Source organism: Paenibacillus sp. PSB04 (genome assembly GCF_025809195.1).
Taxonomy (GTDB): domain Bacteria; phylum Bacillota; class Bacilli; order Paenibacillales; family Paenibacillaceae; genus Paenibacillus_AQ; species Paenibacillus_AQ favisporus.
The window spans coordinates 6590469-6605416 of record NZ_CP081301.1 but is presented as its reverse complement, the minus strand read 5'-3'; the positions used below and the strand labels follow the sequence as shown (position 1 = coordinate 6605416).

The following is a 14948-nucleotide window of genomic DNA, read 5'->3' as shown; positions in this document are numbered from 1 at the left end:
TCGGCTAGGAGGTGTCTGCTTGTCCCGTTCAAGTGCAGAGGTTCGGCCGTCTGTTCAGGCCCGTTCGTCCAAGGGAACCATGAGCAAAATCGCAAAAGTGAATCTTCGGAACGGTCTGCTGTTCGTTTTACCCTGGCTGGCAGGGTTTGCCGCCTTTTCGCTGCTGCCGTTTCTGCTATCCCTGTACTACAGCTTTACGACCTACGATGTGGTCAGTTCGCCCGTATGGGTAGGGTTGGATAATTTTGTGCAGTTATTCAAAGACCCGTTATTCTGGAAATCGATTACCAACACGATGTACTATACGTTATTTTCGGTTCCGCTCGGCATCGTCTTCGGCGTGGCGCTGGCGCTGCTGCTGAACATGAAGGTGAAAGGAATGGCTTTGTACCGGACGATTTTTTACCTGCCCAGCATCGTTCCGGTTGTGGCGTCTTCCGTACTGTGGCTGTGGCTGTTCGACCCGCAGTTCGGACTGATCAACGGCCTGCTGGATGCCATCGGCATTGCGGGTCCCGGGTGGCTTGTCGACCCGGCATGGTCGAAACCTGCCCTGATCGTGATGGGGCTGTGGGGCGTCGGCGGCGCGATGATCATCTACCTCGCAGGGCTGCAGGATATTCCGCAGGAAATGTACGAGTCGGCGCAGATCGACGGGGCGGTATGGTGGCAAAAAATCGTCTATATTACGCTGCCGATGCTGAGTCCGGTCATTTTCTTCAATTTAATTATGGGCCTGATCGGTTCCTTTCAGTATTTTACGCAGGCCTACATTATTACGTCCGGCGGACCCAACGATTCTACGCTGTTCTATTCGCTGTATCTGTACAAGAACGCCTTTTCTTACTTCCATATGGGGTATGCCTCGGCTATGGCATGGATTTTGTTCCTGCTGATTATGGCCGTCACGCTGCTGGTATTTAAGAGCTCGGCACGCTGGGTTTTCTATGGCGGGGAAAGGTAAAACGATATCGGAGGTGCATGGAATGAAGTCAACGCTCAAACCGTTCTTATCGATCGTGCTGATCATGCTGATGCTTGCCGGTCTAATAGCATGTTCCTCACCGGGTACTCCGGCGGCCGGGCAGGACGGCAAGAAGGAAGATACGTCCGCCCCTTCTTCCGATTCCGGGAAGAAAGGCGACGGAAAAGCCGTAGAAGTTACATATTGGCATATGTGGACGAGTGACTGGAAGAAGCTGATCGACAGCCTGGTCGATGAGTTCAATCAGACGCATCCCGGCATCCATGTGACCGCGCTCTCCATTACCGGCGATGCCAACGCTAAATTTTTGACGGCACAGGCCGGCGGGGATCCGCCCGACGTCATGACGCAGTGGAACCAGATCATTCCCTCATGGGCGGAAAAGGGAGCCATCGCTTCACTGGATCCGTACATCCAGGCCGACGCGCCGGATTTGGGCGAGTGGATGTACCCTACGGTAAAGGAAATCGGAACTTACAAGGGAAAAATGTATGCGATCCCATTTTCGATGAATACGCTGGCGATGTATTACAACAAGGATATTTTGAAAGAGGAAGGGTTCGATCCGGAAAAACCGCCCACCACGATCCAGGAGCTGGATGCAATGCAGGACAAATTGTGGAAGCTGGATAAACGCGGATTCATCCAGCGGGTCGGCTATATGCCGAGCGGGCTTACCCAGTGGAGCACCGCTTTCGGCGGAAAATGGGCGGATGAGGATGGCAAGCCGACGGCAACCGATCCGAACAACCTGGCCACATTGGAATGGTTTCAGTCTTACGCGAAAAAATACGATCCGACCAAAGTCGCCGCATTTAACAAAAGCATGTCTTCCAACGTGAACTCGGCGTGGTCTTTCCTCAGCGGCAAGCAGGTGTTCGCGATGGACGGCATGTGGAGGCTGGAGGACCTGAAAAATTATGCACCGGACCTTCAGTACGGCATCATGACGCTGCCCTACCCGGAAGGAACCGGAAAACCGGACGCGACCTGGGTCAATGGAAACTTTAACATTATTCCGGAAAAAGCCAAGCATCCGAAAGAGGCGTGGGAATTCATCCTGTGGCTGACCGGCTACCATAACGAAGATTGGGCGGCGCAAATGCTGACCAAGGGCGGATGGATCCCGCCATCGCCAAAAATTACAGAGAAGCAGGCTTACCAAGACTTCATGAATGAAATTCCGGCCAGAAAAACGTTCGTCGATCTGCTCGGCAGCCCCAACGCGAAGATCACGCCTGTCATTCCGGTGCAGCAGTATTATTGGGACCGGGCGGCAAAAGCCGAAGAGTCCGTCATGACGGGAAACAAAGATCCGAAGCAGGCCTTGGAAACCTTGCAGAAAGAAGTCGAAGAAGAGATCGCCAAAGCCGGAGGCAAATAACGGATAAGGGCAGGGAGGAAAGGGATCCAATTCGGGGTTACCCCTTCCTCCTGCCTTCATAACCGTGAAAGGAGAGGCCCGAGATGCTTGAAATCAAGGCACAATCTACCACGAAATTAAGCAGAACAAAGAAAGGCGTGTTTCAACAGCTGATCGCCCACGTTTGTTTGATCTTGCTGGGCATCACCTTTCTTTTTCCTTTTGTCTGGATGCTGTCCACCGCGCTCAAACCGGAGGCGCAAATTTTCAAATGGCCGCCGGAGTGGATTCCGGATCAGTTCCTATGGTCGAACTTTCCGGAGGCGCTGACGTTTGTCCCGTTCGGTACTTACGTCCTCAATACGTTAACGATTTGCATATGGACAATGGTCGGCACCTGCGTTTCCTCCGCTCTCGTGGCTTACGGGTTTGCCAAAATCCGATGGCCGGGACGGAACGTACTGTTCATGATTATGCTCAGCACGATGATGCTGCCTTCCCAGGTCACGATGATTCCGATTTTCGTCATTTTCAAAAAGATCGGCTGGGTGGGAAGCTACAAACCCCTCATTATCCCGGCATTTTTAGGCGGTGCGTTTTTTATTTTTCTGCTGAGGCAGTTTTTTCTGACGATTCCGCAGGAACTATCCGAGGCGGCCAAGATCGACGGCTGTTCGGAATTCCGGACCTTTTGGCAGATCATCCTCCCGCTCGCCCGTCCGGCATTCGCCACAGTGGCGTTATTTACTTTTATGAACAACTGGAATGACTTCATGGGACCGTTAATTTATTTGAGCGACGAGAAAATGTACACCGTATCGCTTGGGCTGCAGCAGTTTATCGGTCAATACGGCACACGCTGGGGGATGCTGATGGCGGCTTCCACCGTAGCGACGCTGCCTATTATCATTTTGTTCTTTTTTGCCCAAAAGACCTTTATTCAGGGGATTTCGACGACAGGCATCAAAGGCTGACAGCTGACTGGCCGGGGTTCTGGCCGCATGCAGCTTGATCAAAGGGAGGAATTCGGCAGTGAAGAAGATCGTATTTATCGGGGCAGGTAGTCTCGTGTTCACGAAAAACCTCGTTCGCGACCTGCTTACGTTCCCTGCGCTCGCTGACAGCATCATCGCTTTAGTTGACATTGACGAGGAGCGTCTCGGATTTGCGAAGAAGACGGTGGAGAAAATCATTTCGGCCGGAGGCTATCCGGCGAAAGTTGAGGCGCATACCGACAGGACCAGAGCGCTCGACGGGGCGGACGGAGTCGTCTGCACGATCTTGGCGGGAAGCCTGGACGTATGGCGGAAAGACATCGAAATTCCGAAACAATACGGCGTGGACATTAATGTCGGAGATACGCGCGGGCCATCCGGCATATTCAGGGCGCTCCGCACGATTCCGGTGATGCTGGACATTTGCCGCGATATCGAGCGATACTGTCCGCAGGCGGTATTTCTGAATTATACGAATCCAATGGCGATGCTGTGCAGGGCGATGCAGAGCGAGACGAACGTGACCGTGACAGGTCTGTGCCACAGCGTGCAGGGAACGGCATCGATGCTGGCCAGGTGGATCGGGGCGCCTAAAGAGGAGATTACGTATCTCTGTGCAGGCATCAATCATCAGGCGTTCTACCTGGATTTTCGCTGGAACGGGCAAGACGCGTATCCGCTCATCCGGGAGGCGGTGAATCATCCGGACATTTACAACGAGGAGCAGGTCCGAAATGAAATGTTCCTTCACTTGGATTATTACGTCACGGAATCCAGCGGCCATAACTCTGAATACAATGCCTGGTTCCGAAAGCGTCCGGATTTGATTGAAAAGTACTGCACGAACGGCACGGGCTGGAATCCCGGTGAATATGCGTATATTATCAAAGGCTACGAACAGAGGCAGGGCAGCTGGAAGGAACAGATGCAGCGCTGGATGAATGAGCCTGTCGAATTGAAGCGTGGCGAAGAGTACGCCGCGTATATCTTTAACGCCGCGATTGGGGACGGTACCCTGTTTAAATTCAATGGCAACGTCCGCAATCATGGCTTGATCGATAATTTGCCTGACGGCTGCTGCGTTGAGGTCCCGGTATTGGCTTCGAAACGAGGGCTGGAGCCGATTCAAGTGGGAGCGCTGCCGGATCAGCTGGCGGCCCTGACCAATATAAGCGCCCGCTGCGAAGAAATGGCTGTGGAAGGCGCGCTTACGGGCGATCCGCGGAAAGTATTCCATGCGGTATGCTTCGATCCGCTGACTTCCGCGGTCCTCAGCCTGGCTGAGATCAAATCGATGGTTGATGAGATGTTTGAAGCCAATCGCGAATATTTGCCGCAGTTTAAACATTTCAAATCATAGCTTATCGTTTCCTGGATGAAACTTTTTCCATCCTGAATTCGTTTAACAGGGTGGAGGCGATCATACAAGATGAAACTTAATCGAAAAATTGGATTTACACTAGCAACCGGTTTGATGGGAGCAAGCCTGCTGGCTGCTGCGGCCGGAGCGGCTCCGGCGGGGAGCGTGACTGTTCCGGCGCAGGTGCCGGCACAAACGGTAGAGAAGGTCGTCGTGACCGACGCGACCAAGATCAGCAAGCTGAACCATACCAGCGTCACGCCATTAATCATAGAAGCCGAGAAGCGGTATTTTTATGCCCTGGGCGGCGGCAAGGGATTAGGGGACACATTCAAGGTGGATGGCCGGGAGTACCGGTACTTGTCCGATGATATCGGAACCCGGGAGAAGCTGATGAACTATTTGAAGTCTGTGTATACGGAAAAGGCAGCGGCCTATTTTGTGGACAAATATTTCATTTCTCATGATGGTCGTTTGGCCCAGCTGAACGCCGATGGCGGCAACATTCTGGAATTCGACAAGGCGACAGCCAAACTGCTGAGCATGACGGATACGCAGCGTGTGTATAAGCTGAGCGTTCCTTACCCGGAGCATCTTCAGGGCCCGGCATACGTGACGGTCAAGTTTGAGAAAGTCGGGCAATTTTGGAGAGTGGGCACCGCCCCGCATGCGATTTTTTAGAAGGGATTCCGACTTCTGCAGCTTATCGGATCGCGGGGCAGATGCACTTGAAAACCGAATAAGCATATGTGCAAAAGCTGCGTATTTTTACGCAGCTTTTTTATTTGCGATTCGGGAATCGCGGCTCATCGATCTCCACCTCCTGCGCCATCTCCTTGAAACCGGGTCAATGCCGAACCGGTTGGAAATGGCATTTTTATAAATCCAATTGGCGTTTTTGTTCATATTCAAACCGGGTCTGGTGTCTTTACAATCAAAGAGAAAGATGCAGCGCATCTTGCTTAAATACTATGGATGGAGGGAGGTTGGACTGAAACTTGTAACCGCTGTCAAAATAAAAGTTCATCAAAGGAGGATATTGAAGCAATGCGCAAGAAGCTGCCCGTTATCCTATTGGCTGTTACGATGATGTTAGGAGGCGCCGCGCCGGGAATGGACACCGTCAGGGCCGCCGCCAAGGAGCCCCAAACGCTGAATCCTGTGGATGAATATCTGCCGCTGGATCTGGATGGACGAAGCCGCCTGTACCCGAAGGATTGGTATCCGGGTTACCAGGACGAACAGGGGAGATACGTACAAGATTTTTCCTATGCGGGTTATCATCGCGGCATGGAGGCTATTCCTTCCGCAAAGAAAAACAAAGGTATTGATGTCACAAAGGCGCCTTATCACGCCGATTCGACCGGAAATACGGATGCGACGGCTGCCATTCAGCAGGCCATCGACGATGCAGCTTCCAGCGGGGGCGGCGTCGTCTATCTCCCGAAGGGAACCTATCGGGTGGCGCCGCAGCCGGGTAAGGATTATGCCTTAAACATCCAAGCGGGCCATATTGTGCTGAAAGGCGAAGGCATGGACAAAACCCGGATTTATAACGCCCAGGAAAACATGAAAAACAAGGATATTATCCGGGTCGGCGGCGGAGATTGGAAAAAGACCGATGTCTCCACTGCCTTGACGAAGTCGGTTTCCGAACCGACCGTGCTGCTTCCTGTAGCGGATGCAAGCAGGTTTGCCGTTGGCGACTATGTAGTCATTTCGTTCGAGACGACGGAAGGATTTCTGAAAGAGCTGGGTATGCAAAACAAATGGTCGTCCCGTCTGGGCAAGGTGGAGCCGCTGTTCTACCGGCAGATCGTCGGAGTGGATCCGGTACACCATACATTAACGCTTGATATTCCTACCCGATATCCTATGAAGCTGAGGGACCATATCACGATTGCCAAGACAGCACAACCGCTGGAAGAGATCGGGCTTGAAGACTTCTCCATTGCCAATGTTCAAAATTCCAAAACGGGACTGGGTGAAGACGATTTTAAGGTGGTGGGAACGGCCGGCTATGAAAGCGATAATGCCAAGGCCGTTAATGTGGTCACCGTCGCCAACAGCTGGATCCGCAACATCAGCACCTATAAACCGCCGGGGAATCAGGACTATCATATTTTATCCAAAGGCATTATTCTTGACCGGACCAAGAATGTTACCGTAGAGAATGTTACAATGCAGTACCCGCAGTACCGGGGGGCGAACGGCAACGGTTATTTGTACCAACTGATCGGAAACGACAATCTGATCGAGGACAGCAAGGCCGTAGGCGCGAGGCACAGCTATACCTTTGCCAATTTTTCATCCAACGGAAACGTGCTTTACCATGATTACTCGGAGAATCCATCCCTGCTCACCGATTTCCATATGTATTTAAGCATGGCCAACCTGATTGACAATCTCGTGGTTAACGGAGATACCATTTCCGCCATTACCCGGGATTACGGCTCTTCTCCTACCAACCGGCACGGCGTCGTGACCACTGAAAGCGTGTTCTGGAACACGACCGGAGAAGCGTCGCATCCCAGCAAGCCCGGTGTGATCGTGGAATCGGAACAATTCGGTAACGGATACGTGATTGGCACCCAGGGGAAAGACAATGGGGTCAATGTACATATCACCGGATCGATTCCCGAAGCGAACACGCAGCCTTTTGACATGGCCGAAGGGATCGGCGAAGGAAAGCGGCTGTCGCCCCAAAGCTTGTACGCCGACCAGAGCAAGCGCCGGCTGCAGCGTCTGGGCGCCGGGCTCAAGTCGCTTCTGATCGAAGGGCAGCCGATTGCCGGCATGCAGTTTCTAAGAACGGAATACGACTATACGCTGCCATATGGGACGACGAAACCTCCGGTTATGACGGCCGAACCGTTGGAAAACGGTGCGAAAGTATCCGTGGCCCAGCCCCAGGATGTCAACGGCACAGGGGAGATCAAGGTGTCTTACCGCGGTGACGTGCAGAACATCCGGGTTCGTTTTCATGTCGCAGACAGCCCAGTCCTTCCCGAAAATATAACGGTCACGCCGGACAAAAGTGTTCCTGGCTGGAGAGTGACCGGCAATGCGATCAGCGCTGGCAGAAGTGGACAGCTTGCCTCATACCTGACGCTGGACAATGGCGATATGGTTAATGTCAAAGACTTGAATGTACCCGTCAGCTACCGGGTGAGCGATGACACCGTAGGGATGGTGGAAGGGAACACCTTCCAAGCCTTGAAGCCCGGGACGGTGGATATTATCGCAAGCTGCGTTTTCGAAGGGGTGACCGTAGAAGCCAGGGAGACATTTGAGGTCAAGGATGCCATTCAGGAGCCGCCGGGGGCGCTGGCCGAAATTGTAAAGGTTACAGCCAGCGCCGATGACGGAAATGTTCCGGTCAATACCATCGACCGGGACCCGGATTCCAGATGGTCGGCAGACGGCAAAGGTCAGTACCTGCAGCTGGAGCTTGCCGAGGAAACGCAGATTGATCAGGTCAGCATTTGGTTCTATAACGGCCATACCCGGTCCAATGATTTCGATCTGGAGGTTTCGGCGGACGGCATCCATTATGAGAAGGTTCTAAGCGGCATATCCAGCCAAAAGCTTGCCGGATACGAAACGTTCGCGTTTCCGCCGGTTCAGGCGAAGTATGTCCGCTATGTCGGACAAGGAAATGAGCTGAATACCTGGAACAGCATCACGGAGTTTTGGGTACATGCATCTTAAAAAGCCGACTGAAGGAAAGAGCGATATGGATTCTCGGTGAGAAAAAACCAGCCTGGACAACGCGTCCAGGCTGGTTTACAAATTTCGTTATCACTTTTCGTTTGAACTTCGTTCGAGCATTCTGTTTCCGTTGGCCGGGGAGAATCATGTTATCCTCCATGTGTGAACGCCGGATCCGTATCGGAGCGCCCGGATGACCATCAAAACGTTGGACGGTCGTATGTACCTCCAGTTACCCGAATGAAGTATGGACGCTTCGTTCGACGATTTCCCTTAGTTCAGCCTTGTGCGCCGCATATTGATCGGAGCTAATGCTCCCTTTGCGCAGGCGCTCATCCAGCTGGCGGGTCAGCTGCGATACTTGCAGATCGATGACTCTCTGGATGTCAGCTCCTCGGTCAGCAGCGATGTTATGCAGGGACTTGCCCTCATACAGCGCTTCATACAGTTCCTCGTCGGAGTCCTGATGGAGAGCTTCCAGCAGTTCGTCTTTATCCTTTACGCCGGTAGCGGCCCATTTGGCGGCCGGGCTTGCGCTTGTGATGGAGGCGCTTAACGCGGTGCTTCCAAAGGACATGATCACGACCATCGTTCCGACAATCATCACTCGCTTTATATTCATGGTTAAAAATCCTCTTTTCATGTATTTTGTTACGGGTCATTTGTGTGAACAGGTATGGGGTATGTGAGATCTTCAGCCTAAGGTCATTATAGACAGCAAACCTGAGGAAAACCTTAAAGATTCTATAACCGTACCTAAAGATTTTACGTGTTGCTTCCCGGATCGGTTTCACTTTAGAGATAAAAAACAACGGAAAGCTCATGAGCTTCCCCCAATATCTATTGGCCATTCCGGTGAAATCAGGGGAGCATCAAGGGTTCGCCGATGGACAGTAAAAGGTGGTGCTGCAGGAGAGTGAATCGGATATTGGCAAGTTCTTGCGCTTCCCAAAAGTTTGCCTTGTGCTATAATGTAACCGATTCCATAGAGTTCAGCAGACTGTGACAAGGGGAAACGCAGATGAAGAAGATGATGATGGTTTACCTGGTACTAATCATTGCGTTTGGCGTCTATGTATTTATGTACCGGATGGATGACAAGCGTTCTTCTGCATGGCCGGACGGCGGGCTTCACGGCAGCATCGGGGAGAACTATGTGATGGTGACCTTCCAATCCGGAATGGAATATTGGAAAAATATTGTGAAAGGCTTCGAGGATGGAGGCGACGCCCTCGGCGTGTCCGTCGAATACCACGGAGCCACCCAGTACGACGTGCAGGAGCAGATCACCGTCCTTGAGCAGGTCATTGCCAAAAAGCCTGCCGGCATCGCGCTGTCGGCCATCGATTCCGACGCTTTGACCGCGACGATCAACAAGGCAGTAGATGCGGGCATTCCTGTCGTCCTGTTCGACTCGGACGCACCGGACAGCAAGGCGTACTCTTTTCTTGCGACCAATAACTACGATGCGGGTGTGGCGGCTGCCGATAAAATGGCGCAAATCGTCGGACGGCAGGGCGAGGTCGGCATCATCACGCAGTCCGGCCAGCAAAACCACAGCGACCGCACATCAGGTTTCAAGGAAACGATCGCGAGCCGGTATCCGGCGATGTCGGTGGTTGAGGTGAAGGAAGGAAAAGGCGACGCCATGATCGCCAAGGCTGCGGCCGCGGACATGCTGGGTAAGCATCCGGACCTTAAAGGCATTTTCGTGACGGAAGCCAGCGGCGGCACCGGAGCGGCCGACGCGGTGATCGCAGCGAATCGGACCGGGAAGGTGAAGATCATCGGGTTTGATACCAATAAAGAGACGCTGGACCGGATATCCGACGGCACGATTTCAGCGACGATTGCGCAGGGGACGTGGAATATGGGCTACTGGTCGCTGCAGTATTTATTCCATCTTCATCATGGACTGACCGTTCCTGCACCGACGCTGGGCAACGACGTATCCCCTCTGCCTCCGAGGGTGGATACCGGCATTACGATCGTTACCCGCGAGAATGTGAAGGATTATTATGCGAAATAAACTGCGTAACAATTGGCGGCAGCGTCTGCTGCAGTGGACCCGGTTCGGCGATCTGCCTCTGCGGTACAAGCTGATTATCCTTTTTCTGATGGTAGGCATCCTTCCGTCGATTGCGCTCGGCGCATTGGTCAACTGGACGGTCAACCGGATCGTCGACGGGCAGGTCACGGCGAACACGGTGCAGCTCATCGGCAAAGTCAATCAGACGCTTGATAACGATATCGAAAACTTGCAGAACATTACGTATTTGATCGGCTTTGACCCGGCTATCAACCGGTTCCTGAATGGGCAGATCGCCGCTGAAGGGGCGGGTGCCACCGGAGGAGTTGCCGGACAAGCGCAGCGCCCGCAGATTAATGACCAAAACGGGGAAGTGTACGCCTTGAAGAAGTATCTGCAGGGCTTCACGACGCTGTATCCGGAAATTGCCGCCATCCTGGTCGTGAACCAAAACGGCGATTACATCAGCAACGAAATGTATGCCCGGACGCCGGCCAATTTGACCCGGGATACGTGGTATGAGGAGGCCGCGGGACACGAAGGGATTTTTACAGTGCTGGGGCATCCTTCTGAGCGAAACGTCACGACGCATGTGCATTATGCCAACGATGAGCTGATCTCGGTCGTGCGGTCCTTTGTCGATCCGGATACGCGTAAAGTCACCGGAGCCGTGCTGATCGACCTGAAACTGCGGGCGGTGGCCAGCACGGTCCGGAACGTCACCCTCGGTAAAAACGGGTATTTGATGGTAACCGATGCCGGCGGCTCGGCCATTTACACCCCGGACGAACCGTTGGTTCGGGACATTCCTTCATCCTGGATTCCCCGGGAAGACAGCGGCATGTTCAGGCATGAGGTCGACGGCAGGCGGCTGCAGTTTATTTACGGCACCTCGTCTTTTACAGGCTGGCGGACCATCGGCGTATTCGACAGCGGCGAAGCGGTCCGCGAAGTGCGGGAGATCCGCTTCTACGTCATCTGCTTCCTGTTTGTCGTCTGCATGTTCGGCCTGACGGCCTCGTATACGCTGTCGCAGTCCGTGTCCCGGCCGATCCGCCAGCTGATGGCCTTTATGCAGAAGGCCGAATCCGGGGATTTGACGATCCGGTATTGGGGCGGAAGGCAGGACGAGGTTGGTATGCTGGGCCGCAGCTTTAACCGGATGCTGGCCGAAATCCGCAAGCTGCTGAAGCTGAGCGAGCTTCGGGAACGGCAGAAGCGCGAAGCGGAGCTGCGCAGCCTGCAGGCGCATATCAAGCCGCATTTTTTATACAATACCCTGGATACGATCCATTGGATGGCTAAGAAAAAAGGGGCCGACGATGTGTCCGATATGGTGGAGTCGCTGTCCAGGCTGTTCCGGATCGGGCTCAGCAAAGGGGATGACATCATTCCGATGACCGACGAATGGACGCATATCTCCAGCTATTTGCAGATTCAAAAGACGCGCTACCGGGACCGGCTCACCTACGAGCTGGATCTGCCCAAGGAGGCGGAAGGGCTGTACGTTCTAAAGCTTGTGCTTCAGCCAATCGTTGAAAACGCCATCTATCACGGCATTAAGGCACGCCGAGGCCCGGGCATCATACGGGTATCCGCTGAGGTGGAGGGCGGCGTCCTGCGCCTCATTGTTAAGGACAACGGGGCGGGGATGTCCCAGGAGCGGCTGGATGCGCTCCGCCGCCAGCTTCAAGATCCTTTGGCGGCCATGGATCATCCACCGGAAGAAGGTGGACCTGCCAGCCGCAGCTACGGCATGCTGAACGTCCAGGCGCGGCTTGCGCTGACTTTTGGGGAAAAATACGGAATTAGCATCGAGAGTACGGAAGGCACGGGCACGAGCGTGATGATCGAGCATCCGCTGCTGCATACGGTCCCGGCGCAACGTGTACAAGATGGGAGAGATCGTTAATGAAGAAGCGATATCAAGTGCTGATTGCGGACGATGAACCGATTATCCGGGAAGGCATCATGGATTCGGTGGATTGGGAGACGCTTGGCATGGAGGTCGCCGGCGAAGCGGAGGACGGGGAGGAAGCGCTTGAATTCGCCCTGCGCGAAGCGGTCGACATCGTTCTGGTCGACATGAATATGCCGATCATGGATGGATTGACGCTGATGAAGCGGCTGAAGGCCGAACGCCCGGCGTGCCGGTTTGTCATCATTACCGGACATGACGAATTTGCCTACGCGCAGGAAGCTATCCGCCTCGGCGTCAAGGATTATATTTTGAAGCCGGTCAACAGCGGCCATTTGCAAGAGGTGCTGCAGAGCGTCAAGCAGGAGCTTGATGAGCAGCAGGTGCAGAGCCACTATCTGAAGCAGGCCTCTGAGCAGATTGAGCGGAACATCCCCCTCCTGCGGCAGCGCTTCTGCCAGGAGTGGATTCAGGGGCTGGTGGATGACGGTAATGCGCTTGAGCAGCTGGAATTTCTCGGCCTGCCTGCCGGTTTCCCGGTAGAGCTGGGGATTGTCAGATGGCCGGAGACGGCCTCAAACCAGACGCTGATGAAAGAGAGCGAGAGACAGCTGTATTTGTTCGCGATCGAGAACATCGTCTCGGAGCTGCTGCAGGATACGCCCCATCAGGTATTCCGCGAGCATACGGAATTGATCGGCATCTGCTTGTGGGATAACGCGCCGCTGGAAATGGCAGCGAATATTGAATCGGCGGTGCAGCAATATTTGAAAATCACCGTCCACTGCCAGATCGAGGCGGTGCCGGAAGGCCCGGGTGCTATGGCGGCCGCGTATGACGCCTGCCGGGAGGCGGTGTTCCGGGACGCGCAGCTGTCCCCGCTGGTGCGGCGGGCCCGGCAGCTCATCCACGACAATTACGACCGGCCCGAACTTACGCTGGAGTCGTTTGCGGAGAGCCTGCAGGTATCGCCGGTTTATTTGAGCCGGATGCTGAAAAAGGAGCTGGGGACTTCCTTCGTCGGCTTCCTGACGCAGACGAGGATCCGCAAAGCGATCCAGCTGCTGAACGCGACGAACCTGACCATCTACGAAATTGCCGAGCAGGTCGGCTACGACAGCCAGCATTACTTCAGCACAGCGTTCAAGAAGGTGATGGGCGTCTCTCCCAACCGGTACCGGCGCGGCGACGCGTATCAGGAAGTGTAGAGGCCCCGAGAGGAGCAGGCGGCCTCATTATAAACCTAACGACCGACGACCGAAATTTTTCGGTCGTTTTTTATTTGCCCTTATAGCCATCCCCCGCGTCTTATCCTGGCATGCCCCACCGGCAACGATCCCAACAAAGGTTTGAAATTTATAAAAAAGGTTCGATCCGTGGAAAGACCCCGGCGCGGGTCAGCATGTATCCTTTGAAGTACAGAGAGGCTTTACGATCCATTGGATGTAAGCGCTCTCGACCTTGGGCATACCGGAAAGGAGAACGTACCGATGAAGAAAGCAATGTTAGCGCTCCTGATGGTCGCGATGCTGATGGCCCTGACGGCCTGCAATCTGGCCGAGAGCGGAGCCGGTGATAAAAGCAAGGGCTATGTCGGGCTGGCGATGCCGACCAAATCGTCCGAGCGCTGGGTGAACGACGGCAAAAACATGGAGCGGCTGTTCCAGGAAAAAGGCTACAAGACCGATTTGCAGTTTGCGGAGGATGTGGTCGAGAACCAGATTTCGCAAATCGAGAACATGATTACCAAGGGGGTTGACGTCATTGTCGTCGCCTCGATTGACGGAAACACGCTGACCGACGTCATCAAGAAAGCGCATGATCAGGGGATTAAAGTCATCTCCTATGACCGGCTGATCCGGAACACGCCGTATCTGTCCTACTACGCGACGTTCGACAATTTCAAGGTCGGCGTGCTGCAGGCTTCTTACATCGAGCAGAAGCTCGGTCTTAAGGAAGGCAAAGGCCCCTTCAATATTGAGCTGTTCGGCGGATCGCCGGACGACAACAACTCCTATTTCTTCTACGACGGCGCAATGTCCATTTTGAAGCCGTATATCGACTCCGGCAAGCTGGTCGTCCGCAGCAAGCAGACGACGATGGCGCAGATCGCGACCCTCCGCTGGGACGGCGCCTTGGCGCAATCCCGGATGGATAACCTGCTCAGCGCGAACTACTCGAACGCGAACCTGGACGCGGTGCTGTCGCCGTACGACGGCATCAGCATCGGGATCATTTCTTCGCTGAAGGGCGTCGGCTACGGCACGGCCAAAAAGCCGATGCCGATCATCACCGGCCAGGACGGGGAGCTTGCTTCCATCAAGTCCATCGTCGCCGGGGAGCAGACGCAGACGGTGTTCAAAGACACCCGCAAGCTGGCGGAGCAGGCGGTCAAGATGGCTGAGAGCATCCTGAAGGGCCAGAAGGCGGAAGTCAACGATACGAAGTCTTACGATAACGGCATCCAAGTCGTGCCGGCTTATCTGCTGCCGCCGGTATCGGTCGATGCGACGAACGTCGAGAAAGAGATGGTGGAATCCGGTTACTACACCAAGGCGGAAATCGGCCTGAAGTAGTCCGAAGTTCG

Annotated in this window: 11 protein-coding genes; 10 read left to right on the top strand and 1 reads right to left on the bottom strand. The window is 54.2% G+C overall.

Going from position 1 to position 14948, the window contains the following annotated elements; translation table 11 throughout:
* The first annotated feature begins 19 nt into the window (after positions 1 to 19).
* From K2F33_RS30370 to K2F33_RS30345, 6 genes are all read left to right on the top strand, one after another.
* Positions 20 to 964 (top strand): carbohydrate ABC transporter permease, encoded by a 945-nt coding sequence (locus K2F33_RS30370; protein ID WP_263880390.1) that lies wholly within the window; start codon positions 20 to 22, stop codon positions 962 to 964.
* Between the two features lie 22 nt (positions 965 to 986).
* Positions 987 to 2369 carry an ABC transporter substrate-binding protein gene (locus K2F33_RS30365; protein ID WP_263880389.1) on the top strand — a complete coding sequence of 461 codons (1383 nt, stop codon included), beginning with the start codon at positions 987 to 989 and terminating at the stop codon, positions 2367 to 2369.
* 83 nt (positions 2370 to 2452) lie between these two features.
* Positions 2453 to 3322 (top strand): carbohydrate ABC transporter permease, encoded by an 870-nt coding sequence (locus K2F33_RS30360; RefSeq protein ID WP_263880388.1) that lies wholly within the window; start codon positions 2453 to 2455, stop codon positions 3320 to 3322.
* 58 nt (positions 3323 to 3380) lie between these two features.
* Positions 3381 to 4703 carry an alpha-galactosidase gene (gene melA, locus K2F33_RS30355; RefSeq protein WP_263880387.1) on the top strand — a complete coding sequence of 441 codons (1323 nt, stop codon included), beginning with the start codon at positions 3381 to 3383 and terminating at the stop codon, positions 4701 to 4703.
* A gap of 69 nt (positions 4704 to 4772) precedes the next feature.
* Positions 4773 to 5384, top strand: coding sequence for an IseA DL-endopeptidase inhibitor family protein (locus tag K2F33_RS30350; RefSeq protein WP_263880386.1), 612 nt, complete (start codon positions 4773 to 4775; stop codon positions 5382 to 5384).
* A gap of 366 nt (positions 5385 to 5750) precedes the next feature.
* Positions 5751 to 8414: a discoidin domain-containing protein gene (locus K2F33_RS30345; RefSeq protein ID WP_263880385.1), complete on the top strand. Its 2664-nt coding sequence runs from the start codon at positions 5751 to 5753 to the stop codon at positions 8412 to 8414.
* 232 nt (positions 8415 to 8646) lie between these two features.
* On the opposite strand, the gene K2F33_RS30340 is transcribed toward K2F33_RS30345, so the two are convergent.
* Positions 8647 to 9036, bottom strand: coding sequence for a hypothetical protein (locus tag K2F33_RS30340; protein ID WP_263880384.1), 390 nt, complete (start codon positions 9034 to 9036; stop codon positions 8647 to 8649).
* Between the two features lie 399 nt (positions 9037 to 9435).
* Between K2F33_RS30340 and K2F33_RS30335 the strand changes: the two genes are divergently transcribed.
* From K2F33_RS30335 to chvE, 4 genes are all read left to right on the top strand, one after another.
* On the top strand, positions 9436 to 10443 hold the full coding sequence (locus K2F33_RS30335) for a substrate-binding domain-containing protein (protein ID WP_076168841.1): 1008 nt from the start codon (positions 9436 to 9438) through the stop codon (positions 10441 to 10443).
* Positions 10433 to 12355 carry a cache domain-containing sensor histidine kinase gene (locus K2F33_RS30330; protein ID WP_089546341.1) on the top strand — a complete coding sequence of 641 codons (1923 nt, stop codon included), beginning with the start codon at positions 10433 to 10435 and terminating at the stop codon, positions 12353 to 12355. Before K2F33_RS30335 ends, K2F33_RS30330 begins: the two co-directional genes overlap by 11 nt.
* Complete coding sequence (locus K2F33_RS30325; RefSeq protein WP_263880383.1) at positions 12355 to 13569, top strand: response regulator; 1215 nt, start codon at positions 12355 to 12357, stop codon at positions 13567 to 13569. Before K2F33_RS30330 ends, K2F33_RS30325 begins: the two co-directional genes overlap by 1 nt.
* Before the next feature lie 282 nt (positions 13570 to 13851).
* Positions 13852 to 14937, top strand: a complete 1086-nt coding sequence (gene chvE, locus K2F33_RS30320) for a multiple monosaccharide ABC transporter substrate-binding protein (RefSeq protein WP_089546343.1) — start codon at positions 13852 to 13854, stop codon at positions 14935 to 14937.
* Positions 14938 to 14948: the final 11 nt, after the last annotated feature.

Bases quoted from the DNA above. Each gene is read 5' to 3' on its own strand.
- K2F33_RS30365 (WP_263880389.1), top strand. From the start codon at position 987: ATGAAGTCAACGCTCAAACCGTTCTTATCGATCGTGCTGATCATGCTG.
- K2F33_RS30345 (WP_263880385.1), top strand. From the start codon at position 5,751: ATGCGCAAGAAGCTGCCCGTTATCCTATTGGCTGTTACGATGATGTTA.
- K2F33_RS30340 (WP_263880384.1), bottom strand. From the start codon at position 9,036: ATGAATATAAAGCGAGTGATGATTGTCGGAACGATGGTCGTGATCATG.
- K2F33_RS30330 (WP_089546341.1), top strand. From the start codon at position 10,433: ATGCGAAATAAACTGCGTAACAATTGGCGGCAGCGTCTGCTGCAGTGG.
- chvE (WP_089546343.1), top strand. From the start codon at position 13,852: ATGAAGAAAGCAATGTTAGCGCTCCTGATGGTCGCGATGCTGATGGCC.
- K2F33_RS30335 (WP_076168841.1), top strand. From the start codon at position 9,436: ATGAAGAAGATGATGATGGTTTACCTGGTACTAATCATTGCGTTTGGC.
- K2F33_RS30325 (WP_263880383.1), top strand. From the start codon at position 12,355: ATGAAGAAGCGATATCAAGTGCTGATTGCGGACGATGAACCGATTATC.
- K2F33_RS30360 (WP_263880388.1), top strand. From the start codon at position 2,453: ATGCTTGAAATCAAGGCACAATCTACCACGAAATTAAGCAGAACAAAG.
- K2F33_RS30350 (WP_263880386.1), top strand. From the start codon at position 4,773: ATGAAACTTAATCGAAAAATTGGATTTACACTAGCAACCGGTTTGATG.